This is a genomic window from Burkholderia sp. AW49-1 (assembly GCF_053427845.1).
The window spans coordinates 75,280-96,778 of record NZ_JBSAXF010000012.1 but is presented as its reverse complement, the minus strand read 5'-3'; the positions used below and the strand labels follow the sequence as shown (position 1 = coordinate 96,778).

Sequence of the window (21,499 nt, the reverse complement as noted above, 5' to 3'; positions counted from 1 at the left end):
AACGCCTGCCTGATTCGGCAGGCGTTTTTCGTTTCCGGAGCCAGTCATGTTCGAAGCCTTTTCCGTTTCCCTGTTCCGTCGCATCGCCGCCGATCTGCGGCGCGCGAGCCGGCCGGTGCCGCGCTGGCGGCCGGCCGGCTTCACGCTGATCGAGCTGATGATCGTGCTCGCGATCGTCGGCGTGATCGCGGCCTATGCGATTCCCGCATACCAGGATTACCTCGCTCGGTCGCGTGTCGGCGAGGGCCTCGCGCTCGCATCGTCCGCGCGGCTCGCGGTTGCCGACAACGCCGCGAGCGGCGCGGGTCTCGACGGCGGCTACAGCCCGCCGGCTGCCACCCGCAACGTCGAATCCGTCGCCATCGACGGTGACACCGGCCAGATCACGGTGACGTTCACCCCCCGCGTCGCAGCGGCCGGCGCAAATACGCTCGTCCTGGTGCCGTCCGCCCCGGACAAGGCCGACACACCGACCGCGCGCGTGCCGTTGAAAAAGGGCGCGATGCAGGCGGGTGCGATCGCGTGGGAGTGTTTTGCCGCCGGCAAGTCTGCGTCGTCGCTCCCGGCGCCGGGTGCGGGCCCATTGCCGGCGGAAGCCGCGACGTTGCCCGCGCAATATGCGCCGGCGGAGTGCCGCGCGTAGTGCCGGGGGCATGCCGGCAAGTCCGTGGCCGCGTGCGTGGCGCGGCGCCCGCCGGCCGGCTGCGCCCGCTCCAAGGCATGAGTGATGGCACGACGGGCCCGCACAGAGGGGGGAAAGTTTTGTATAGTGCGCCGGTTGCTGACATCCGGTTCGCTCATGCCTTCTACTTTTTCCCGTTCGTTGCCGCTCGTTGCGCTGGCTGTCGCCCTGATCGTGCCGTATTCGATCACGAATCACACTTATCCGATCCCGACCTTCTATTCCGAGTTTGCAGCGCTGGTGCTGTATCTGCTGGTGGGGCTCTCCGTCGTGCTGCTTGCACGCACGGGCCGCCCGGCGGAGCCGTTCGCCGCGCCGGCCGCGTTCGTCGCGCCGCTCGGTTTCGCGGCGGTGCTGATCGCGCAGGTCGCGCTCATGCCGCTGAAGGTGCCGTCGATGAACTGGCTGGCGGTCGGCTATCTGGCCGCCGCGCTGGTCGCGATGCAGGCTGGCTACACGCTCGCGCGCGAGGGGCTCGCCGAAGCCGCCGCGCGAATGATGTCCGGCGCGCTGCTGCTCGGCGGGATGCTCGCGGTCGCGAGCCAGGTCGTGCAGTTGTTCCATCTCGAATCCGCGGTGTCGCCGTTCGTCGTGGTGTACAACATCGCGGTCGATCGCCGTCCGTACGGCAACATGGCGCAGGCGAACCACCTGGCGACCTACATTGCGTTCGCGCTCGCGGGCGCGTTGTATCTCGTGCAAACGCGCCGGCTCGCGATATGGGCGTGGCTCGCGCTGTCGATCGTGCTGTCGGTCGGGCTCGCGCTGACGGTGTCGCGCGGCCCGTGGCTGCAGGTCGCCGTGCTGGTCGTCGCGGGCTTCTGGATGGCGTGGCTCGAATCACGCCGCGCACCGGGCAATCGCCGCGCGTGGGTGATCCCGGTCGCGCTCGCGGTGGCCTTCGTCGCGGTAAACGTCGCGGTGCGCTGGGCCAACGTGCATTTCCATCTGGGGCTCGCCGAGTCGGCGGCCGACCGGATGCGCGACGCGGGGCAGATCGCGCCGCGCCTCGCGCTGTGGAAGTACGGGCTCGCGATGTTCCGCGAGCATCCGGTGCTCGGCGTCGGCTGGGGCGAGTTCCCGTCGCACCAGTTCGCGCTCGTGCGCACGCTCGGCGGTGTCGAAATCGCGAACAACTCGCACGACATCTTCATCGACCTGCTCGCGAAGTCCGGCCTCGTCGGTCTCGGCGTGCTCGTCGTCGCGCTCGTGACGTGGTTCGTGCGCGCCGTGCGCGCGCCGCAGTCGAGCACGCGCGTGTTCGGCCTCGCGCTGATCGGCATCCTGTTGATGCATGCGCTCGTCGAATATCCGCAGCAGTACATGTTCTTCCTGCTGCCGGCGATGTTCGTGATCGGCCTGCTCGAGGTGAAGCCGCTGCGCATCCTGCCGGGCCGCGCGGCGTTCGGGCTGTTCGCGGTGCTGTCGTTCGGCGGCGTGCTGGCGGCGGTGCCCGTGCTGCGCGACTACCAGCGCGCGGAAGTGCTGTATTACGGTAGCGATCCGGCCGCACAGTACCGCGATGCGCCGTCGCTGCTGTTCGGCGCGTGGGGCGACTACGGGGCGGCCACGCTGCTGGCGATTTCGCCGGACAACCTGCCGCTCAAGCTCGTCGCGCATGAGCGCGCGATCGCGCTGCTGCCCGGCGAGACGGTGCTGCGCCGCTATGCGGTGCTGCAGGCGCTGGCCGGTCGCGAAGCCGACGCGCTCGATACGGTCTCGCGCCTGCATGTGTTCGCGAAGGAGTTGAAGGATTGGCCGCAGCAACTCGCGTCGCTGTACAAGCTCTGCGATCAGCAGCCGGAGCTGAAAGCGTTCAAGGCGGCCGTCGTCGCGAAGTACGGGGAAGTCCCGGCCAACGCGGACGACGACGACTCGGATGACGATTCCGAGTGACGCCGCGCGGCGCCGGGCGGGGAATCCCGGTGCTGGTCGGATCGCGGTGAGGCAGGCGAGCGGCGGCGGCCCGGGACGGTGCGGCGATTGCTTCGCACGGAGAATGGATGGCCGCCGAATCCGGCGCGATTCGCGTCAATCATTGTCAAATCGCCGCCATACGCGAGGCGGCACGTGCACAATGCGCGAAAGCGTTCGCATGCAAGGTCGCCCGGTGTGGGCCGCCCGGCGCGAGCGCAGCGCCCGGATCTCCGGGAACCGCCAAGCAGGATCGCGATCGGTCAGCCTTCGGTCGCGCGGCCGTCACGGGGCGCCGGTCCGAGGGCTGCGGCGCAATGCGGTGCAGCCCGGACGAAACCGGCCGGCGTGCGGCGCTCCTCCAGAACAGTGTTGAAGAACGATATTCGACCATGACTATTCGCTCGACCTACCTGATCCTGCCCGCTGTCGCCATGCTGTTTTCCGGCTGCGCGATGATGTCGTCGTCGCAGGACAGCAAGCTGACGTGCCACATTCCGCATGCCGTCTATCCGGATAGCGCGAAGCCGCTCACGCGCCCCGTCACCGTGCTCGTGCGCGCGCTGATGACGACGTCGGGCGAAGCGCAGAACGTCACGATCACGACGAGTAGTCGCAACACGGCCGCGGATCGCGCGGCAGTCGAAGCGATGACGCACGCCACCTGTACGCAGACGGGCGCGACCGCGAATCCGTTCTTGCTGACACAACCGTTCGTGTTCGAGCCGCGTCGCGGTGAGTGACGGGCGGCACCGGGGCCGGTGATGTGTATGCGACCAAGGCCGTCGTGCGCGAGACAGGTCGCTGCGGTTCGCGATCTTGACGATCGAGCGGCCGCAGCGAGGGCCAGCCATCGAGGCGCCCGGCGTGCGGTCAGAATTGCCGTTTCTTGAGCGTATAGGCGACCAGCGAATACAGCGTATTCGTTTGGGCGTTGAAATATCCGCCCTGAGCCGCCTTCTCCTTGCTCACGTTCCAGGTCTTTCCCGCGTCGCTGCTGACGAACGTGAGATCGAGCGGCGCGCCGTTGCGGCTTGGGTCGGTTGCGTAGACGAGCAGTAATCCGTCTCGACCGACGCTCAGACTATCGAGCGTCAGCGTGTCGTCAAACGAATGCAACTGGCGAATCTGCTCGGGTGCGTTGTTCGTCCAGGTCGAAATGGCGCCGACACGTTGTCCCTTGTCGTCGGGATGATGGAAGTCGCGCGGTTCGCCGAGGCGCGACAGTGCGTAAAGCGCATAGTGATTCGACGCGACCGGTGACGACGATAGGCTGACGATCACCTGTTCAGGCAAGACGGTATCCAGGGCGAACTTGGATTCCTCCCAACCGAGCCGATAGACGACGCTTCCGGCGGAAGCGTGCTCGGACTTCTTGACGTAGTACGCCACGCGCAAGGTACCGTCTGGGCCGAGGTCGATGGCGTCAAAGGTCCGGCGAGGTTTGTCGGCCTCCGAGGCACTCGGCGGCAGTTCGATTTCCCGCCACGATTGGCCGCCGTCGGACGTGCGCCACACGTGCGGGCCCCAGCCGATCGCATAGCCGCGCTGCGGATCGAGAAACAGCAGGCGACCGATGTTCCGATCTTCGGGCCACGCGAGTTGGAGCCAGTCGCGTCCGCCGTTGGACGACTTCCAGAGCTTGGTCACTTGCGGCGTCAGACCGTCGGCAGGCTGAGGCGACTTGTAGTCCATCCAGCCGGTGCTGATGAATTCGACCGACCAGTCCTTGGCGTGCCACCAGGCGGCGTTCTGGCCCACCTGCTTGAAATGGCGCGTCATGTCACCGTTCACCGGGCCACGCCAGAATTCAACCGACGTCCGGTTCAGCGTTTCGCGACTGTCGTTCATCCAGGCTTCGGCCGGCTCGGCCTTTTCCTTGTCTTTCCATTCCGCGTACGGCTTGAAGGTAATCTCCGGATCGCTGATTTTCAACGTGATCGCATCGTTTCCCGATATCACGAAGTCGCCTGCGCCGTAGGGCGTGCTGTTCTTCATGAAATTGTTGGAAACGACCTGCCAGTCATTCGACATATATGAGTACCCGACGATCAAAACAATGAGCATGACTGCCGCACCCAGCGACAGCTTCAGGAATTTTCTCGTCATTTCATTTCGACATCAATTTTTCGAGTGCCTTTGCAACAGGGTCGACGACATTTTCGTTGACGGCGTCACGTCCTTTTTTTGCGAATTCCACGGTATTGTCGATGTACTGTTTGCCCACGCCGACTCCACTGTCGAATGCCTGGTAGAACGTTCTGAGATCGCCCCATTCTTGAATGTTGGGTTGCTTCAGGATATGGAACATATCGGACGGCCCGAGCCCGGCCAGACCGCCGTCGAGATAGGCGAGAGGATGGGTCTTGAACGCGTATGTCTTGAAATTGTAGTCGTCCAGTTCAAGCGAGTACTGCGGTACGTTCATCGTGCACGTACCGCTGTTCGGCTTCTTGCCCCTGATGGCAATGGTGTCGCCGCGCATATTCTGCTGCAAACCCTGTTCCAGATAATGCTGCAGGAACCAGCGTGCGCTTGCCAGCCACGCCTTGCCTTTGTCGCTCAATTCCGGAAGCAGGTATTTTCCGTAATTGGAGCAGTAGTAGTAACCGTAGCTGACGTAGTATCCCGGCGGCTTATGCCCGCATCCGATATGGCGCATCATGAAATTGCCATGGCGTGACCAATCGGAATCGGTGCTTTCGACTTCTATCAGCCTCTCCCGCCGATGCAGCAGCTCACGGGCGACTTTCGTGTCTTTCCACGGATCCCATGATGTGGCGAATTTCTTGACGGTCGCCCATGCACTCGACATGCTGACTTTTTCAACCGTTTCCCAGTACTCGCCATGAAGAGGCCGGTAGTAGTACGGACAAGTTCCGATAATGGAATCTGCCGCCGGCGTCACATGCATGTCGCAGACGTTGATCTGCACCTTCGGCCGATCCTTGTACCCCGTCGGCGTCAGCATCCCCGCGCCGGTACCCAGCACGTTGTCCTTCTGTTGAACGTCAGCCATTCGATTTCCCTAAGAACTTGACGATGACGTCATGCGGCACGTGGCTCTGCGTGAGCCCCGTCTCGCCTGCCGCGTTGGTGACGCCTTCCGAGATCAGCGCGCCGTTCGAGAACATCTGGTATCGGGTGTTCGCGACCGGAATGTCGGTGCCGGCCCAGTGCGCGATGAACGCCTGGTCGTAGTTGCCGCTCGAGTTCGGCAACGTCGGCAGGGTTTGCGACAGGTGCGTGGGGCCGTCGAACACGTGCTGCGCGCCCTTGATGTCGATCTTGCCGGGTGCGTGCACCTCGATGTTGCCGTCCGCGATGCGGATGTAGGCGCCGCCGGACGTCAGCAGGATTTCCTTCGCCGCCGCGCCTTCGATCGACTGCGTGGCCGCCACCAGTTTCAGCGCCTTCTGCGCAGTCAGTTCGATGTTGTCCGCGTGCGCCTGGATTTCCACCTTGCCCTTGCCGGCGAACAGCTTCATGCCTGCGTTCTGCGCGAACAGGCTGATCCGGTCGAGGACGCTCGCGATCAGCGACTTCCCGGCAGCGACGTGCGTGCTTTGTCCGCTGACGAGGTTGACGTGCCGGTCCGCGGCGAACTGCACGGATTGCTGCGTCGACAGCGCGATGCCGGCCGGGCTGCCGAACAGCATCACGGGTTCCTTGAACGCATTGGCGCTGCCGGTTCCGCCGCCGCCGGTTCGCCCGCCCGACGCGTTGCCGCTCACGCTGTTCTGCGTCGCGTCGCTGAACTGCTTCAGCGCCGAGTGGCCGGCGTCGAGCGACTCGCCCTGATGCTGCGCGCTGACCTCCGACATCGCTTCCATCAGGCCTTCCGCCCTGACGAGCTGCTCTTGCGTTTCCTTCACGTCGAGCGGCTGGCTCGCCGGCTGTTTCGGATGCGTCGTGACGTACAGGCCGCGGTTCGCGCGAACCGCGCCGAATGCGTCGGAGCGCAAGTCGAAGCCGCTGCCGAGATAGCTGCCGCGGTCGTTGCCCGTATGGTCGATCAGATAGCCCAGGTGCAGGTGCGTGTTTGCCTGGCTGCTGTACAGGTGCACGCGGTTCTGCGACGTCGCGTCGTCGAGCACCAGCTGGTTGAAGCCCGCGCCTGAATATTCCCTGGACCGGTATCCGGACAGGATCCCGTTGCTGTGCCATTGCGGACGGGTCGCGCCGTTGTACAGCTTTCCGACGACGATCGGCCGATCGCAGTCGCCGCCGAGGAAATCGACCAGCACTTCCTCGCCGCTGCGATGGGGGTGAACGGCGCCATAGCCATTGCCCGAATCCGACGCGGCGGCGCGCAGCCAGCACGAGGCCTTCTCGTCGCCGTCGTTGAGACGATCCCAGTGGAAGCGGACCTTGATGCGGTTGAGTTCGTCGGTATGGACTTCCTCGCCTTGCGGCGCGACGACGATCGCCGATTGCAGATGCATCGGCGGCTTCGGATGCTCGAACGGGCTGCGGAACGGCACCGTGGTGCGCTGCGCTTCGATGCTGACCTGGAAAATGCCCTCGCTGCCGTCCGGATGCCGGACGTGCGGCAGGTCCGCGCCGCCGGCCCGCACGAGATCGTCGATTTCGGTCTGCAGGCTATGCGGGAACCTGGCCTGTCGATCGCCGACGGGCAGGTTGTTGGCGATGCGCCAGACCGTCTCGATCACGGCGAAGCGGCGCTGGCCGGCATCGTCCTTGTCGTGTTCGGGGTGATCGGCGAGCTCGAACGTGCGTCCCGAGTCCATGCGCCGGACGCCGCCGATGCCGTGAAAGCGCTTCGCAAGCGACTCCTGCTCCTCCATCCAGATCTTCGACAATTGGTCGCCGCGAGACTGTTCGGGGTACGTGTAGGCGCCGGTGTATTCGTAGACTTCGAGCTGCTGCGGCAGGTCGCCCTGGTTCGCGATTGTCGGCGTGTGGGTTGCCTTCGGATTCGACGCAGTGGGCGGCTGTTTGTAGTCGAACGTGCGCGTCGTGCGCTCGACGCTGCGCAGCGTGCGCGTGCCGGAGAACTGGACGAGCGTGTCGGCCTCGTCGCGTGCGCCGGCGTGATGAAAGCGCAGGGTTTGCGGCGACAGCGCGGGCAGCGCGTCGATCGTGTCGACGACGACGAGCCTGTGCGACTTGCCGTCTTGCGCCTGCTCCCAGAAACCGTACAGGCCTTCCGATTCCAGCAGGCGGTGCACGAAGTTCCAGTCGTCCTCGTATTGCATGCAGAACGAGCGCGACGGCAGCGGCCGGCGGAGCCTGAAGTCGAAGCAGCCCTTGGCTTGCGGGTGCTGGTTCAGGACGTCGGCGATGATCTCGTCGGCGGGTTTGTCCTGCCAGATGCGCTGGTCGCGGCGGAACTTCAGGAAGTGCAGGAACGACGCGAAGACGATCTGGTAGTGCGTGAGGCCGCTGTCCGACCCGAGCCGGCGGGCCGCGTGCACATACCCGTGGTGCGGCGCGTACGACTTGTCGGCCTGCTGGATCCGCAGCGTGACGGGCTGCGCGATCAGCTTCTTGAGCTCGATATCGTCGGACACCGACACGGCGTCGACGGTGAACTCGAAATGACGCCCGAGCCGCGATCGTCCGTTGACGCGATGGGGCAGCAGGACGTCACGGCCGAGCGGCGTCTCCAGCTTGACGAGTCGTTCGTCCTGGATCGGCCCGGCCTGCAGCGCGTTTCTCAATGCTTGCGAATTCATCACCCGTGCTCGCTTTTTTTGTGCTGGGTCGCACGCTCTCCCGTGCGGAATCCGGTAATTGTATGAGATAAACGGCAGCTATCTCGAATTTGCCTTTCAACGATATTTCAAATATGGTCAGCGCGTTGGCCTGACAGGGGAGGCCGCGCACGTCATGCAGTCGAACGACGGTCGGGCGTGGGTCGTACCGGGCCCGACCGACCGCCCCTGGGCCGCTCAGCCCGCCGTGTCCTCCGCCTTCCAGTCCCCCGACTTCCCGCCGCGTTTCTCCCTGACGCTCACGTCGGTGATCACCATCCCGCGATCCACCGCCTTGCACATGTCGTACACGGTCAACAGCCCGACCTGCACGGCAGTCAGCGCTTCCATCTCGACGCCGGTGCGCCCGAACGTCTCGACCTGCGCGACGCAGTGCACGCCCGGCAGCGTGTCGTCGAGTTCGAAGTCGACGGCCACGCGCGTCAGCGCGAGCGGGTGACACAGCGGAATGAGCTCGGCGGTGCGCTTCGCGCCCTGGATCGCGGCGATGCGCGCGACGCCGAGCACGTCGCCTTTCTTCGCCTTGCCGTCGCGGATCAGCGCGAACGTCGCCGGCAGCATCCGGATCGTGCCGCGCGCGATCGCGATGCGTTGCGTTTCCTCTTTGCCGCCGACGTCGACCATGTGTGCGTGGCCCGCGGCGTCGAAATGGGTGAGTCCTGACATGTCTTGCTCCAGTGGAACGGGGTGCGCGCGCGAGCACGCCCCTCGATCCGGCTTCGCGATCGGCCGGGGGCGCCGAATCCCATATCCGCACCCCGGTCCGATCCAACGTTTCAACGGGCGCCTATCATAGCAGTGGCCCTTGCGACGCCGAGCGCGCAGATGGCGCATATGCCGCGCGGGACAGTCGCGATGTCGCCGGTACAATGATCCGAATATTCAGACCAAACGCCGCGATGCGCGCCCGGCGCGCGGGACGGCGTCGTTTTCATCCTGCCATGCGTGTCAAACAGTTGCTTGCCGTGACGATGTCGGCGGCGCTCGTGCTGCCGCCGAGCGGCCATGCACAGCGCACGTCCGCACTGCCGCTCGAGCCGGCGGCAGGCGCGTCGCCGTCTATTTCCACGGTGCCGTCCGGCATCGCGACCGGCGTATTCGGCACTTACGGCGGCGCGGAGAGCCGGTTTTCCGGCGCCGATGGCGCATCCGCGCCCGTCGCGAGCCTGCGCGCACCGCTGCGCGCGCTGGAGCTGCCCGACCTCGGCGACGGCTCCGGCGGTTCGCTCACGCCGCGGGCCGAACGGCGTCTTGGCGAGCGCGTGATGCGCGAGGTGCGGCGCGATCCGGACTATCTCGACGACTGGCTCGCGCGCGACTACCTGAACGCGATCGCGAAGCGGCTCGCGGCCGCGGCGGCCGCGCGCTACATCGGCGGCGACATGCCGGACTTCGAACTGTTCCCGGTGCGCGATCCGCAGATCAACGCGTTCTCGATGCCGGGCGGCTTCATCGGCATCAACAGCGGGCTGGTCATCACGACGCAGACGGAATCCGAACTCGCATCGGTGGTCGGTCACGAGATGGGCCACGTGCTGCAGCGGCACATCGCGCGGATGATCGGTGCGAACGAGAAGACCGGCTACACGGCGCTCGCGACGATGCTGCTCGGCGTGCTGGCGGGCGTGCTCGCGCGCAGCGGCGATCTCGGCAGCGCGATCGCGATGGGCGGGCAGGCGTACGCGGTCGACAACCAGTTGCGCTTCTCGCGGTCGGCGGAGCGCGAGGCCGATCGCGTCGGGTTCCAGCTGCTCGCCGGCGCCGGCTACGACCCCTACGGGATGCCGGGCTTCTTCGAACGGCTCGAGCGCGCGTCGATGGGCGACGCGGGCGTGCCGGCCTATGCGCGTACGCACCCGCTGACGGGCGAACGGATCGCCGACATGGAAGATCGCGCACGCCGCGCGCCATATCGGCAGCCGCGCCAGTCGGCCGAATATGGCTTCGTGCGCGCGCGGTTGCGCATTCTGCAGAACCGCGCGCCGAACGACATCGCGGCTGAGGCGCGCCGGATGCAGCTCGAGCTCGACGATCGCACGGCGCCGAACGTCGCGGCGAACGAGTACGGGATCGCGCTCGCGAACATGCTGCTCGGCCAGTACGACGCGGCCGACAAGGCGCTCGTGTCGGCCCGTGCCGCGTTCGACGCGCGCGAGCGGCGCGCGGACGATCCCGAGACGAGTTCACCGAGCCTCGACGTGCTCGCCGCCGACATCGCGCGCCGCGCGGGCCGGACCGGCGACGCGGTGCGGCTCGCGGCGCTCGCGCAGCGGCGCTGGCCGGCGTCGCACGCGGCGATCGTCGCGCACCTGCAGGCGCTGATCGCCGCGCGCCGCTTCGCCGAAGCACAGACGCTCGCGCGCACGGAGGCGCAAGCGGATCCCGAGCAGCCGGACTGGTGGGACTATCTCGCGAAGGCGAGCGACGGCCGGGGCGACGTGCTCGCGCGGCGCCGCGCGCTCGCGGAGAAGCTGGCGCTCGACGGCGCGTGGCCGTCGGCGATACGCCAGTTGAAGGAGGCGCGCGATGCGAAGGACGTGTCGTTCTATGACCAGTCGATCATCGGCGCGCGGCTGCTGGAATTCGAGGCGCGCTACAAGGAAGAGCGCGAGGACGAAAAGAACGGCCGCGGATAACGGCCGTCAGGCGGGCAGGGCGGGTTGCGCGTCAGCCGTCGACGCTACCGTTGCCGCCATCCGATGCGGCGTGGCGCGCCCGCTGCGCGGGACTCGCGACGAAGCCGAACGTCGCCGGCACGTCGGCGCAGGCGAGATTGCCGAGCGGCAGCGTGCGCCCGTCGTGCCAGCGCAGCACGGGTGGCGTGGCGTCGAAGTCCGCGTGATCGGCGAACAGGCCGAGGTCGTGGTCGTGCAGCGCCGCGACGCGCGGCGGCGAGCCGGCCGCGCGAAACAGCACGCCGCCCGCGTCGTCGAGCCACGCGGCGTCCGGTTCGAACGGCGCGCCGGTCTGGTCGGCCAGCGCGAGTTGCCCGTCGCGTTCGGCGAGGCGCACGACCCACGGCGTATAGGCGAGCTCGACGTATACGCGCTGCGGCCCGTTCTGGAAGAACCACTGGCCGTGCGCGTCGCAGTCGTAGTTGCGCCCGATGAACGCGTTCAGTGCTGCATGCCGTACCGGCGAGCCGAGCGCTCCCGCGGCCTGCGCGGCGTCGTCGCGCAGCCGCCATTCGCCGCGCCGGTCGAGCAGCAGCCAGCCGGTGCAGTGCGGCACGTTCGGCCACTTGGCGAGGGCCTGCCTGACGATGTCATCCATGGTCGACGAATTTCGAGCAATAGCCGAACACTCGCGCCGACAGCCAGTCGAGGCGGCCGGGGAACGGCCCGGTCATGAATCCCGCGTGGCCGCCGTCCGCGGGCTGGTCGAGCTCGATGGCCGGCGACACGTCGGCGGCGCTCGGCAGCGCGGATTCGGGAAGGAACGGGTCGTTACGGGCGTTGAGGATCAGCGTCGGCACGTCGATCGCGGGCAGCAGCGGGCGCGTCGTGGCCTGGGTCCAGTAGTCGTCGGCGTTCGCGAAGCCGTGCAGCGGCGCGGTCACGACTTCGTCGAAGTCGCGCATCGTCACGGCCCGCAGCATCGCGTCGCGGTCGAACAGCCCCGGATACTGGTCGAGCTTCGCGAGCGCCTTGCGTTTCAGCGTCTTCAGGAAGCTGCGCGTATAGACCATCGCGAAGCCCTGCGATAGCGCGCGACCGCCCGCGTGCACGTCGATCGGCGTCGAGATCGCGGCGGCCGCGTGCACGATCGACGTGTCGCTGCGGTGCTCGCCGAGCCAGCGCAGCAGCACGTTACCGCCGAGCGACACGCCGGTCGCGACGACCGGCCCGCGATGCTGCGCGGCGAGCCGGCGCAGGATCCAGTCGACCTCCGCGCTGTCGGCGAGATGGTAGAAGCGCGGCTGCCGGTTGAGCTCGCCGCTGCAGCTGCGAAAGTGCGGGACGACCGCGTGCCAGCCCTTCGCGCGCGCGGCCGCCATCATCGCCAGCGCGTAATGCGAGCCGGAACTGCCTTCGAGGCCGTGGAACAGCACGAACAGCGGTGCGTCGGGCGCCGGGGCGGCACTGTCGAGATGCGCGACCCAGTCGAGATCGATGAAGTCGTGGTCGGGGGTTTCCCATCGCTCTCGTCGGTACGCGACCGCCGGACGCCGTGCGAACAGCGCGGGCACGATGGTTTGGGCATGGCTGTTCGGCAGCCAGCGCGGTGCGCGATAGCGCAATGAATCGTCGTCGGGGGCCGGGGCCCCGGTCAGCGGCGAGGTGGGCGGAGAAGCCGTACTCATGATCGCCCCGCTAATGCGTTGCTTCGTTCTTCGTCAGTGCAGCGGACCCTGCCCGTGACGGATCTTCGCGGCGAATTGTCCGGCCGCTTGTTCGGGAATCGGGCTCGCGTGAATATGCGCGATGCGCCACTCGCCGCGTTCGTGAATCATCACGTACGTGGCGAAAACCATGTCCGGTTCGGCCGTCAGGTCGGCCTGCTGATGCGCTTCGGCGATCGTGTAGACGACGGTGCCGAGACTATCGTATACGCGGATGTCGAGCGGCTCGATCGTCACGGGACGCGTCGCGAGGCGGTTCGCCAGCCCGCTGCGGATCTGGTCGAGGCCGTGCAGATGCTCGCCGTCGGCCCAGACGCAGCTGGCGAAGTCCTCGTCGATCCACAACCCCAGCAGCGCGTCGAGATTGGCATCGGCGACGGCCTGGTAGTAAGCGTTCAGCGTATCGGCAGCGGCTTCGAAAAGGCGGGCAAAACGTGGCATCGGGGTTATCTCTCGCGCGCGTCGCGCGCCGTATTCAGCACGGCGGCCCGGATGGAGCCGCCGTACACCGGTGAATCGGATTGCCCGGCGCGTCGTGCGACGCCGCCGGTCAGGGTCAGCGCTGCCCGACGAGCATGCCGCGCAAATCGCCGAATACCTGCTCGGGACCGAGTTGGCGCAGGCAGTTCAGATGGCCGAGCGGGCACTCGCGTTCGAAGCAGGGACTGCATTCGAGATGCAGCCATTGTACCTTCGCCAGCTCCGACAGCGGAGGGGTGTGGCGCGGATCCGTCGAGCCGTACAGCGCGACGAGCGGCCGGCGCAACGCGGCCGCGACGTGCATCAGCCCCGAATCGTTGGTCACGACCGCGTTCGCGCGCGCGATCAGCGCGCACGCCTCGGACAGCGATGTCTGCCCGCACAGGTTGCGCACGTTCGGCGCGTGGTCGGCGATCGCCTGCGCGGCGGCGGCGTCCTTCTGCGAGCCGAGCGCGACGATCTGCGTGTACGGGAACGACTGGTGGACGATCGTCGCGAGCGTCGCGAAATGCTCGGGCGGCCAGCGCTTGGCCGGGCCGTATTCCGCGCCGGGGCAGAACACGACGAGCGGCTTGCGCGTATCGAGATTGAAACGTGCGGACACGCGCGCCGTCTCGTTCAGGTCGGCGTCGAGGCGCGGCGCGGGCAGCGTCTTCATCGACTCGGGCAGCTTGGCGCCCGGCGCATACGCGAGCGCCGCGTAGTGGGTCGTCATCGGCGGACGCTCGGCCGACTTGTCCGGGTTCGCGTGCCGCACGTTCAGCAGGCCGTAGCGGTGCTCGCCCGTGTAGCCGATCCGCAGCGGGATGTTCGCGAGCCACGGGATGACCGCGGACTTCAGCGAATTCGGCAGCACGTACGCCGCGTCGTAGCCGACGTCACGCAGGTCGGTCGCGAGCTGCCAGCGGCGCAGCAGCTGCAGCTTGCCGTGCGCGAGGTCGGTCGCGTAGACATCGTGGATCTCGGGCATCCGCTCGAGCACGGGCGCGACCCAGGTGGGCGCGACGGCATCGATCGCGATGCGGGGATGGAGCTTTTTCAGCAGCGCAAAAAGCGGCTGCGCCATCAATGCGTCACCGATCCAGTTCGGTGCGATAACCAGCGCTCGACGCATCAGGTCGACTTCCGATGTCGTAATGAAGCACGGCGCGCATGCACCGCGTTCGGGTTGTCAGAACAGGAAAAGGGCGGCGCGCCGGAGTTCCGGCTGCGCCGCCTCGCGTGCGGCGGGCCCGCGGGCCCGGCCAGGGCTCAATGGCCCTTGACCACCTCGCCGTCGCGCAGCTTGTAGCGCGTGCCGCAGTACGGGCAGCGTGCCTCGCCGTGCGACACGTCGATGAAGACGCGCGGGTGCGCGCTCCAGCGCGCCATGGCCGGGTTCGGGCAGTAGGCGGGGAGATCCTTGGCCGTCAGCTCGACCAGCGGCATTTCCTTGATTTCACTCATGAGACTTTCTCTTATCACTCTTTTGTGGGGCGGTCGGTGGCGCAGCGCGCTCAGACCTTTGTCAGCCAGTGCGCGTACTTCGCGTTCTTGCCCGACACGATATCGAAAAATGCCGACTGGAGCTTTTCCGTGACCGGGCCGCGCGCGCCGCTGCCGATCGTGCGGTTGTCGAGCTCGCGGATCGGCGTGACTTCGGCGGCCGTGCCCGTGAAGAACGCTTCGTCGGCCGTGTAGACCTCGTCGCGCGTGATGCGCTTCTCGATCACCTCGATCCCGGCGTCCTTCGCGAGCGTGATGATCGTGTCGCGCGTGATGCCGTCGAGGCACGACGCCAGGTCCGGCGTGTACAGCTTGCCGTTGTTCACCAGGAAGAAGTTCTCGCCGGAGCCTTCCGACACGTAGCCGTCGACGTCGAGCAGCAGCGCTTCGTCGTAGCCGTCGGCGGTCGCTTCCTGGTTCGCGAGGATCGAGTTCACGTACCAGCCCGACGCCTTCGCGCGCACCATGGACACGTTCACGTGGTGGCGCGTGAACGACGACGTCTTCACGCGGATGCCCTTCGCGAGGCCGTCCTCGCCGAGGTACGCGCCCCACGGCCATGCGGCGATCGCGACGTGGATCGTGTTGCCCTTCGCCGACACGCCGAGCTTTTCCGAGCCGACCCAGATGATCGGACGCAGGTAGCACGACTCGAGCTTGTTCTCGCGCACGACTTCGAGCTGCGCGGCTTCGAGCGTTTCGCGGTCGAACGGCACGTCCATCTGGAAGATCTTCGCCGAATTCAGCAGACGTTTGGTGTGCTCGCGCAGACGGAAGATCGCGGTGCTGCCGTCGGCCGTCTTGTACGCACGCACGCCCTCGAAGACGCCCATGCCGTAGTGCAGCGTATGGGTCAGGACGTGGATCTTGGCGTCGCGCCAGTCGATCAGCTTGCCGTCCATCCAGATCTTGCCGTCGCGGTCGGCCATTGACATAGGATTCTCCTGGGAAGCAGTTGTGCAGCGGGTTGTGTGCAGCATTGAGCCGGAAAGACGCTTATTTTAGCTTCATTTGAAGGCGATCCGGTCGGTCGGCACGGGGCCGGCGCTATAATCGCCCGGTACCGATTCCAATAACGACGGGTCGTACCGGCAGGAGGCGCCGGCGGCCCGACGAACGCCCGCCGCGGCCCGCTTCCCATGCTCGCTCGATTCTCCGCCACCGACCGCTTCGCGCTGATCCAGGGCGCGCGCGACTATTCCCCGACACTGATGGCGATCCTGTCCTGGGGGCTCGTCACCGGAGTCGCGATGAGCAAGTCGGTGATGACGCTCGGGCAGGCGAGCGCGATGTCGATCTTCGTCTACGCGGGCTCGTCGCAGCTCGCGGTGCTGCCGCTCCTCGTCGCGAAGCTGCCGATCTGGACGATCCTGCTCACGGCCACGATGGTCAACCTGCGCTTCGTGATCTTCAGCGCCGGGCTTGCGCCCCATTTTTCCTACCTGCCGCTGTGGCGGCGCATTGCGATCGGCTATTTCAACGGCGACGTGATCTACCTGCTGTTCCAGAAACAGGGCTTCGCGTACGGCCACGTGCCGGGCAAGGAGGCGTATTTCTGGGGGATGGCGCTCGCGAGCTGGGCGTCGTGGCAGGTGTCGTCGCTCGCCGGCATCCTGCTCGCGAGCTTCTTTCCCGCGAGCTGGGGGCTGGAGCTGGCCGGCACGCTCGCGCTGCTTCCGATCATGGTGTCCGCGGTCGCGAACCGCTCGACGCTCGCGGCCGTGGTGGTGGCGGGCATCGTGTCGCTGATTGCGTTCGACCTGCCGTACCGGCTCGCGCTGCCGATCGCGGTGCTGGCCGCGCTCGCGGCCGGGTGCACGGCCGATTTCTTCGTCGAACGCGCCGACTGGCGCCGCATCCGCACCGAAACCGTGCACGAAAGGGAAATCGAATGAGCGCGACGGAAATCTGGATCGTGATCGTCGGGATGACGATCGTCACGGCCGTCACGCGCGCGCTATTCCTGATCGGCGGCGAACGCACCGTGCTGCCTGAGCGCGCGCAGCGCGCGCTGCGCTACGCGCCGGCCGCCGCGCTCGTCGCGGTCGTGCTGCCCGACGTGCTCGAAACGCCGGCCGGGCTGTCGTTCGCGCTGTCCAACCATCCGTTTTACGCCGCACTTGCCGGTCTCGGCTGGTTTTTGTGGCGGCGCAGCATGCTCGGCACGATCATCGTCGGGATGCTCGCCTTCACCGCGCTGCGGCTGATCTTCTGACGAATCGTCGTGGCCGCCCGCCGGGCGCCGGCCGCTGGCGAACTCGTATTGCTGCGTTGCGGAAATGTGTCGACGGCCGCGCGCGATCCCAAATAGGCGGAATTCGCCGCCGCACGGGTCAGTCTGCCGGATGGATCGGCTAGAATGCCCGTTCGAGATTTTTTACCCGTGCGCGTCATGCGAACCGCCAGCCACGGCCGCATCCGGCGCCCTTTCGCGGCAGCCCGCGCACGTCCAGCGTGAACCCCCTTTCCCCATCCACTACTTCAATCTGTTCAACATGAGCCAAGTCAAGCGTCTTACCGACCTGATCGCCGCCGGCCAGCTCGCCGGCAAGCGGGTGTTCATCCGCGCCGACCTGAACGTCCCGCAGGACGATCACGGCAACATCACCGAAGACACGCGCGTGCGCGCGTCCGTGCCGGCCATCCAGGCCGCGCTCGACGCCGGCGCGGCCGTGATGGTCACGTCGCACCTCGGTCGTCCGACCGAAGGCGAATTCAAGCCGGAAGACTCGCTCGCGCCGGTCGCGAAGCGTCTCGCCGAACTGCTCGGCCGCGACGTGCCGCTCGTTCCGAACTGGGTCGAGAACGGCGTGAACGTCGCGCCGGGCCAGGTCGTGCTGCTCGAGAACTGCCGCGTAAACAAGGGTGAGAAGAAGAATTCGGACGAACTCGCGCAGAAGATGGCGAAGCTCTGCGACGTCTACGTGAACGACGCGTTCGGCACCGCGCACCGCGCGGAAGCGACCACCCACGGGATCGCGAAGTATGCGCCGGTCGCGTGCGCGGGCCCGCTGCTGGCCGCCGAACTCGATGCGCTCGGCAAGGCGCTCGGCAACCCGGCTCGCCCGCTGGTCGCGATCGTCGCCGGTTCGAAGGTGTCGACCAAGCTGACGATTCTCAAGTCGCTCGCCGGCAAGGTCGACCAGCTGATCGTCGGCGGCGGCATCGCGAACACGTTCATGCTCGCGGCCGGCCTGTCGATCGGCAAGTCGCTCGCGGAAGCCGATCTCGTCGCCGAGGCGAAGGCGATCATCGACGAGGCGCGCGAGCGCGGCGCGTCGGTGCCGATCCCGACCGACGTCGTGACGGCCAAGGAATTCTCGCCGACGGCCGCGGCCACGGTGAAGCAGGTCGCCGACATCGAAGCCGACGACATGATTCTCGACATCGGCCCGGATACGGCCAAGGCGCTCGCCAGCCAGCTCGAGAAGGCCGGCACGATCGTCTGGAACGGCCCGGTCGGCGTGTTCGAGTTCGACCAGTTCGGCAACGGCACCAAGACGCTCGCCGAAGCGATCGCCAAATCGTCCGCGTTCTCGATCGCGGGCGGCGGCGACACGCTCGCGGCCATCGCGAAGTACGGCATCCATGACCAGGTCAGCTACATCTCGACGGGCGGCGGCGCCTTCCTCGAGTTCCTCGAGGGGAAGAAGCTGCCGGCAGTGGAAGTGCTCGAAACGCGGGCGGCCTGAGCGTGGCGGCGCGCGCAGGGGTGACGAGGGCCGCGCGCTCCGCGAAGGCGGAGCAGCCGGCCGGCGCGGGCAAGCGCAAACGCGCGCCCGCGCGGGCGAACTCGACTCCGCGCGCACCGGCGGCCGCTGGCGACGCGGTCGTGCAGCACCACGAGATTCAGAACAAAGCGATGCCGGGCGCAAGCACCGGCACGCCCCCCGGAACGGCCGCCGCTGGGCCCGCCGATTCCGGCTCTCGCAGCGTTTCACCCAGCGCATCCACCTTGATCCAGATGAGGAGTTTCATGCAGCGCGCCACCAAGATAGTCGCCACGATCGGCCCGGCTTCCAGTTCGCCGGAGATTCTGCTGCAGATGATGCAGGCGGGCCTCGACGTCGTGCGGCTCAACTTTTCGCACGGCACGGCCGACGATCACCGCCAGCGCGCCGAGATGGTGCGCGAGGCCGCCCGCAAGGTCGGCCGCGAGATCGCGATCATGGCCGACCTCCAGGGCCCTAAGATCCGCGTCGGCAAGTTCGAGAACGGCAAGACGACCCTCGTGCCGGGCCAGGCCTTCATCCTCGACGCGGGCTGCGAACTCGGCAACGACGAGCGCGTCGGCCTCGACTACAAGGAGCTGCCGCGCGACCTGAAGCCGGGCGACCTGCTGCTGCTGAACGACGGCCTGATCGTGTTGACCGTCGAGCGCGTGCTCGGCGACGAGATCCACACGATCGTCAAGGTGGGCGGCGAGCTGTCGAACAACAAGGGGATCAATCGCCAGGGCGGCGGTCTGTCGGCGCCCGCGCTGACCGCGAAGGACATGGAAGACATCCGCACGGCGATGTCGCTCGGCGCGGATCTGGTCGCGGTGTCGTTCCCGAAGAATGCGACGGACATGGAAATGGCGCGCCAGCTTGCGAACATCGCGGGCGCGCCGTACGGCATCAAGCCGAAGATGATCGCGAAGATCGAGCGCGCGGAGGCGATTCCGGCGCTGCAGAGCATTCTTGACGCGTCCGACGGCATCATGGTCGCGCGCGGCGACCTCGCGGTGGAAGTCGGCAACGCGGCCGTGCCGGCGCTGCAGAAGCGGATGATCCGGATGGCGCGCGAGTCGAACAAGCTCGTGATCACCGCGACGCAGATGATGGAATCGATGATCCACGCGCCGGTGCCGACCCGCGCGGAAGTGTCGGACGTCGCGAACGCGGTGCTCGACGGCACCGACGCGGTGATGCTGTCGGCCGAGACGGCCGCCGGCAAGTACCCGGTCGTCACGATCGAGACGATGGCGGCCGTGTGCGTCGAGGCGGAAAAGTCCGAGCACGTCGAGCTGGACAAGGATTTCCTCGACCGCACGTTTACGCGGATCGATCAGTCGATCGCGATGGGCGCGCTGTTCACCGCGTATCACCTCGGCGCGAAGGCAATCGTCGCGCTGACCGAATCGGGCGCGACCGCGCTGTGGATGTCGCGTCACTACACGCACGTGCCGATCTTCGCGCTGACGCCGCGCGTCGGCAGCGAGCGCACGATGGCGCTGTACCGCAACGTGACGCCGCTGCACGTCGACTTCAACAGCGACCGCGACTCGGCGCTGCAGGCGGCGCTCGAGATCGTCGTCAAGCAGGGCTACGTGCAGCACGGCGACATGGTCGTGCTGACCGTCGGCGAGCCGATGGGGCAGGCGGGCGGCACCAACACGCTGAAGATCGTGCGGGTCGGCGAGCATTACTGAGCGCCGGGCATGCAACGGGCCGGCCCGTTGGCCGGACCACCGGCCGCCCGAGCCGATCGGGCACCGTTTTTGACGAAAGCCGCGCGGGGTCTGATGCCCCGCGCGGCTTTTTTTTGTTTTTTGGCCGGATTGTGCCGTGCGAAGGTAACAAATTGCGAGTACACGCCACCGGCCGGTCGGAATCGGAGGCGCTTCGCGATAAAATGCGGCTATTCGACGCTCAGCCGCGCCGTGCCGCCCCGTTTTCGACGGGGCCGAGCGCCGCGCCGGCGTCAGGGCGCACCGGTTTTCATTCCAAGGAGTTCCACAATGCCTCTCGTATCAATGCGTCAATTGCTGGACCACGCGGCAGAGCACGGTTACGGCCTGCCGGCCTTCAACGTGAACAACCTGGAGCAGGTCCAGGCGATCATGGCGGCGGCGGATCAGGTCGGAGCGCCCGTGATCATGCAGGCATCGGCCGGCGCGCGTAAGTACGCGGGCGAGCCCTTCCTGCGCCACCTGATCGAAGCGGCGGTCGAGTCGTATCCGCACATCCCGGTCGTGATGCACCAGGACCACGGCCAGTCGCCGGCCGTGTGCATGGGCGCGATCCGCAGCGGCTTCACCAGCGTGATGATGGACGGTTCGCTCGAAGCCGACGGCAAGACGGTCGCCTCGTACGAATACAACGTCGACGTGTCGCGCAAGGTCGTCGAGATGGCGCACTCGATCGGCGTGACGGTCGAAGCCGAACTCGGCGTGCTCGGCTCGCTCGAGACGATGAAGGGTGACAAGGAAGACGGCCACGGCGCGGAAGGCACGATGACCCGCGAGCAACTGCTGACCGATCCGGAGCAGGCCGCCGACTTCGTGAAGCTCACGCAGTGCGACGCGCTCGCGATCGCGATCGGTACGTCGCACGGCGCGTACAAGTTCTCGAAGAAGCCGACGGGCGACATCCTGTCGATCCAGCGCATCAAGGAAATCCACGCACGCATCCCGAACACGCATCTGGTGATGCACGGTTCGTCGTCGGTGCCGCAGGAACTGCTGGCCGAGATCCGCGAATTCGGCGGCGACATGAAGGAAACCTACGGCGTGCCGGTCGAGGAAATCCAGGAAGGCATCAAGCACGGCGTGCGCAAGATCAACATCGACACCGACCTGCGTCTCGCGATCACCGGCGCGATCCGCCGCTACCTGTTCGAGAACCCGGGCAAGTTCGATCCGCGCGACTACCTGAAGCCCGCGCGCGAAGCGGCGAAGCAGGTGTGCGTCGACCGCTACCTCGCGTTCGGCTGCGAAGGCCAGGCCGCGAAGATCAAGCCGGTGTCGCTCGACAAGATCGCCGAGCAGTACAAGTCCGGCGCGCTTGCGCAGGTCGTGCGCTGAGACTGTAGTACGATTGCCCCGCCCGGTCTTGCCGCCGGGCCGGGGCTGGCCGCCCCGGAGCGCCGGATTCG

Annotated in this window: 20 protein-coding genes; 9 read left to right on the top strand and 11 right to left on the bottom strand. The window is 66.9% G+C overall.

The features are described 5' to 3' along the window. Nucleotides 1–46: 46 nt before the first annotated feature. The 3 genes from ACV22W_RS19535 to ACV22W_RS19525 all read left to right on the top strand — a co-directional run bounded on the left by ACV22W_RS19535 (nt 47) and on the right by ACV22W_RS19525 (nt 3,339). On the top strand, nt 47–643 hold the full coding sequence (locus ACV22W_RS19535; RefSeq protein ID WP_448021114.1) for a pilin: 597 nt from the start codon (nt 47–49) through the stop codon (nt 641–643). Nucleotides 644–799: 156 nt separating this feature from the next. After that, complete coding sequence (locus ACV22W_RS19530; RefSeq protein WP_448021113.1) at nt 800–2,578, top strand: PglL family O-oligosaccharyltransferase; 1,779 nt, start codon at nt 800–802, stop codon at nt 2,576–2,578. Between the two features lie 410 nt (nt 2,579–2,988). Next, the gene (locus tag ACV22W_RS19525; protein ID WP_448021112.1) at nt 2,989–3,339 is read left to right on the top strand and encodes a TonB family protein; all 351 of its coding nucleotides are present in this window, start codon (nt 2,989–2,991) and stop codon (nt 3,337–3,339) included. A 130-nt stretch (nt 3,340–3,469) separates the two neighbouring features. On the opposite strand, the gene ACV22W_RS19520 is transcribed toward ACV22W_RS19525, so the two are convergent. The 4 genes from ACV22W_RS19520 to moaC all read right to left on the bottom strand — a co-directional run bounded on the left by ACV22W_RS19520 (nt 3,470) and on the right by moaC (nt 9,000). Beyond that, a complete protein-coding gene (locus ACV22W_RS19520; RefSeq protein ID WP_448021241.1) occupies nt 3,470–4,630 on the bottom strand; it encodes a WD40/YVTN/BNR-like repeat-containing protein in 1,161 nt (386 codons plus the stop codon). Nucleotides 4,631–4,706: 76 nt separating this feature from the next. Then, nucleotides 4,707–5,615, bottom strand: coding sequence for a hypothetical protein (locus ACV22W_RS19515; protein WP_448021110.1), 909 nt, complete (start codon nt 5,613–5,615; stop codon nt 4,707–4,709). Beyond that, nucleotides 5,608–8,295 (bottom strand): type VI secretion system Vgr family protein, encoded by a 2,688-nt coding sequence (locus ACV22W_RS19510; protein WP_448021109.1) that lies wholly within the window; start codon nt 8,293–8,295, stop codon nt 5,608–5,610. The genes ACV22W_RS19515 and ACV22W_RS19510 overlap by 8 nt, the downstream gene beginning before the upstream one ends. 216 nt (nt 8,296–8,511) lie before the next feature. After that, nucleotides 8,512–9,000, bottom strand: a complete 489-nt coding sequence (gene moaC / locus ACV22W_RS19505) for a cyclic pyranopterin monophosphate synthase MoaC (protein WP_448021108.1) — start codon at nt 8,998–9,000, stop codon at nt 8,512–8,514. 275 nt (nt 9,001–9,275) lie between these two features. Here moaC and ACV22W_RS19500 point away from each other — a divergent pair, with 275 nt between their 5' ends. Further along, on the top strand, nt 9,276–10,970 hold the full coding sequence (locus tag ACV22W_RS19500; RefSeq protein ID WP_448021107.1) for a M48 family metalloprotease: 1,695 nt from the start codon (nt 9,276–9,278) through the stop codon (nt 10,968–10,970). 31 nt (nt 10,971–11,001) lie between these two features. Here ACV22W_RS19500 and ACV22W_RS19495 read toward each other — a convergent pair whose 3' ends face one another. The 6 genes from ACV22W_RS19495 to ACV22W_RS19470 all read right to left on the bottom strand — a co-directional run bounded on the left by ACV22W_RS19495 (nt 11,002) and on the right by ACV22W_RS19470 (nt 15,576). Next, nucleotides 11,002–11,607 carry a DUF2946 family protein gene (locus tag ACV22W_RS19495; protein WP_448021105.1) on the bottom strand — a complete coding sequence of 202 codons (606 nt, stop codon included), beginning with the start codon at nt 11,605–11,607 and terminating at the stop codon, nt 11,002–11,004. Next, nucleotides 11,600–12,637 carry a hydrolase gene (locus ACV22W_RS19490; protein WP_448021103.1) on the bottom strand — a complete coding sequence of 346 codons (1,038 nt, stop codon included), beginning with the start codon at nt 12,635–12,637 and terminating at the stop codon, nt 11,600–11,602. The genes ACV22W_RS19495 and ACV22W_RS19490 overlap by 8 nt, the downstream gene beginning before the upstream one ends. A 33-nt stretch (nt 12,638–12,670) precedes the next feature. Beyond that, on the bottom strand, nt 12,671–13,117 hold the full coding sequence (locus ACV22W_RS19485) for a nuclear transport factor 2 family protein (protein WP_006749968.1): 447 nt from the start codon (nt 13,115–13,117) through the stop codon (nt 12,671–12,673). A gap of 115 nt (nt 13,118–13,232) precedes the next feature. Further along, nucleotides 13,233–14,270, bottom strand: a complete 1,038-nt coding sequence (gene waaF, locus ACV22W_RS19480) for a lipopolysaccharide heptosyltransferase II (protein ID WP_059527997.1) — start codon at nt 14,268–14,270, stop codon at nt 13,233–13,235. A 137-nt stretch (nt 14,271–14,407) separates the two neighbouring features. Continuing rightward, the gene (locus ACV22W_RS19475) at nt 14,408–14,602 is read right to left on the bottom strand and encodes a zinc-finger domain-containing protein (protein ID WP_006749970.1); all 195 of its coding nucleotides are present in this window, start codon (nt 14,600–14,602) and stop codon (nt 14,408–14,410) included. Between the two features lie 50 nt (nt 14,603–14,652). Then, nucleotides 14,653–15,576, bottom strand: a complete 924-nt coding sequence (locus tag ACV22W_RS19470) for a branched-chain amino acid transaminase (protein WP_124613662.1) — start codon at nt 15,574–15,576, stop codon at nt 14,653–14,655. A gap of 204 nt (nt 15,577–15,780) precedes the next feature. On the opposite strand from ACV22W_RS19470, the gene ACV22W_RS19465 reads away from it, so the two are divergent. From ACV22W_RS19465 to ACV22W_RS19455, 3 genes are all read left to right on the top strand, one after another. Then, nucleotides 15,781–16,536: an AzlC family ABC transporter permease gene (locus ACV22W_RS19465; RefSeq protein ID WP_448021101.1), complete on the top strand. Its 756-nt coding sequence runs from the start codon at nt 15,781–15,783 to the stop codon at nt 16,534–16,536. Beyond that, nucleotides 16,533–16,856, top strand: coding sequence for an AzlD domain-containing protein (locus tag ACV22W_RS19460; RefSeq protein WP_448021099.1), 324 nt, complete (start codon nt 16,533–16,535; stop codon nt 16,854–16,856). The genes ACV22W_RS19465 and ACV22W_RS19460 overlap by 4 nt, the downstream gene beginning before the upstream one ends. A 280-nt stretch (nt 16,857–17,136) precedes the next feature. Next, nucleotides 17,137–18,333, top strand: a complete 1,197-nt coding sequence (locus ACV22W_RS19455) for a phosphoglycerate kinase (RefSeq protein ID WP_448021097.1) — start codon at nt 17,137–17,139, stop codon at nt 18,331–18,333. Between the two features lie 157 nt (nt 18,334–18,490). Here the strand turns inward: ACV22W_RS19455 and ACV22W_RS19450 are convergent, their stop codons facing one another. Next, complete coding sequence (locus ACV22W_RS19450) at nt 18,491–18,619, bottom strand: hypothetical protein (protein WP_256097633.1); 129 nt, start codon at nt 18,617–18,619, stop codon at nt 18,491–18,493. On the opposite strand from ACV22W_RS19450, the gene pyk reads away from it, so the two are divergent. Continuing rightward, nucleotides 18,618–20,054, top strand: coding sequence for a pyruvate kinase (gene pyk, locus ACV22W_RS19445; RefSeq protein ID WP_059447904.1), 1,437 nt, complete (start codon nt 18,618–18,620; stop codon nt 20,052–20,054). The two genes, ACV22W_RS19450 and pyk, sit on opposite strands and share 2 nt — an antisense overlap. A gap of 309 nt (nt 20,055–20,363) precedes the next feature. Beyond that, entirely contained in the window at nt 20,364–21,428 is a 1,065-nt protein-coding gene (gene fba, locus ACV22W_RS19440; protein ID WP_014896168.1) for a class II fructose-bisphosphate aldolase, read from the top strand. The last annotated feature ends 71 nt before the right edge of the window (nt 21,429–21,499 follow it).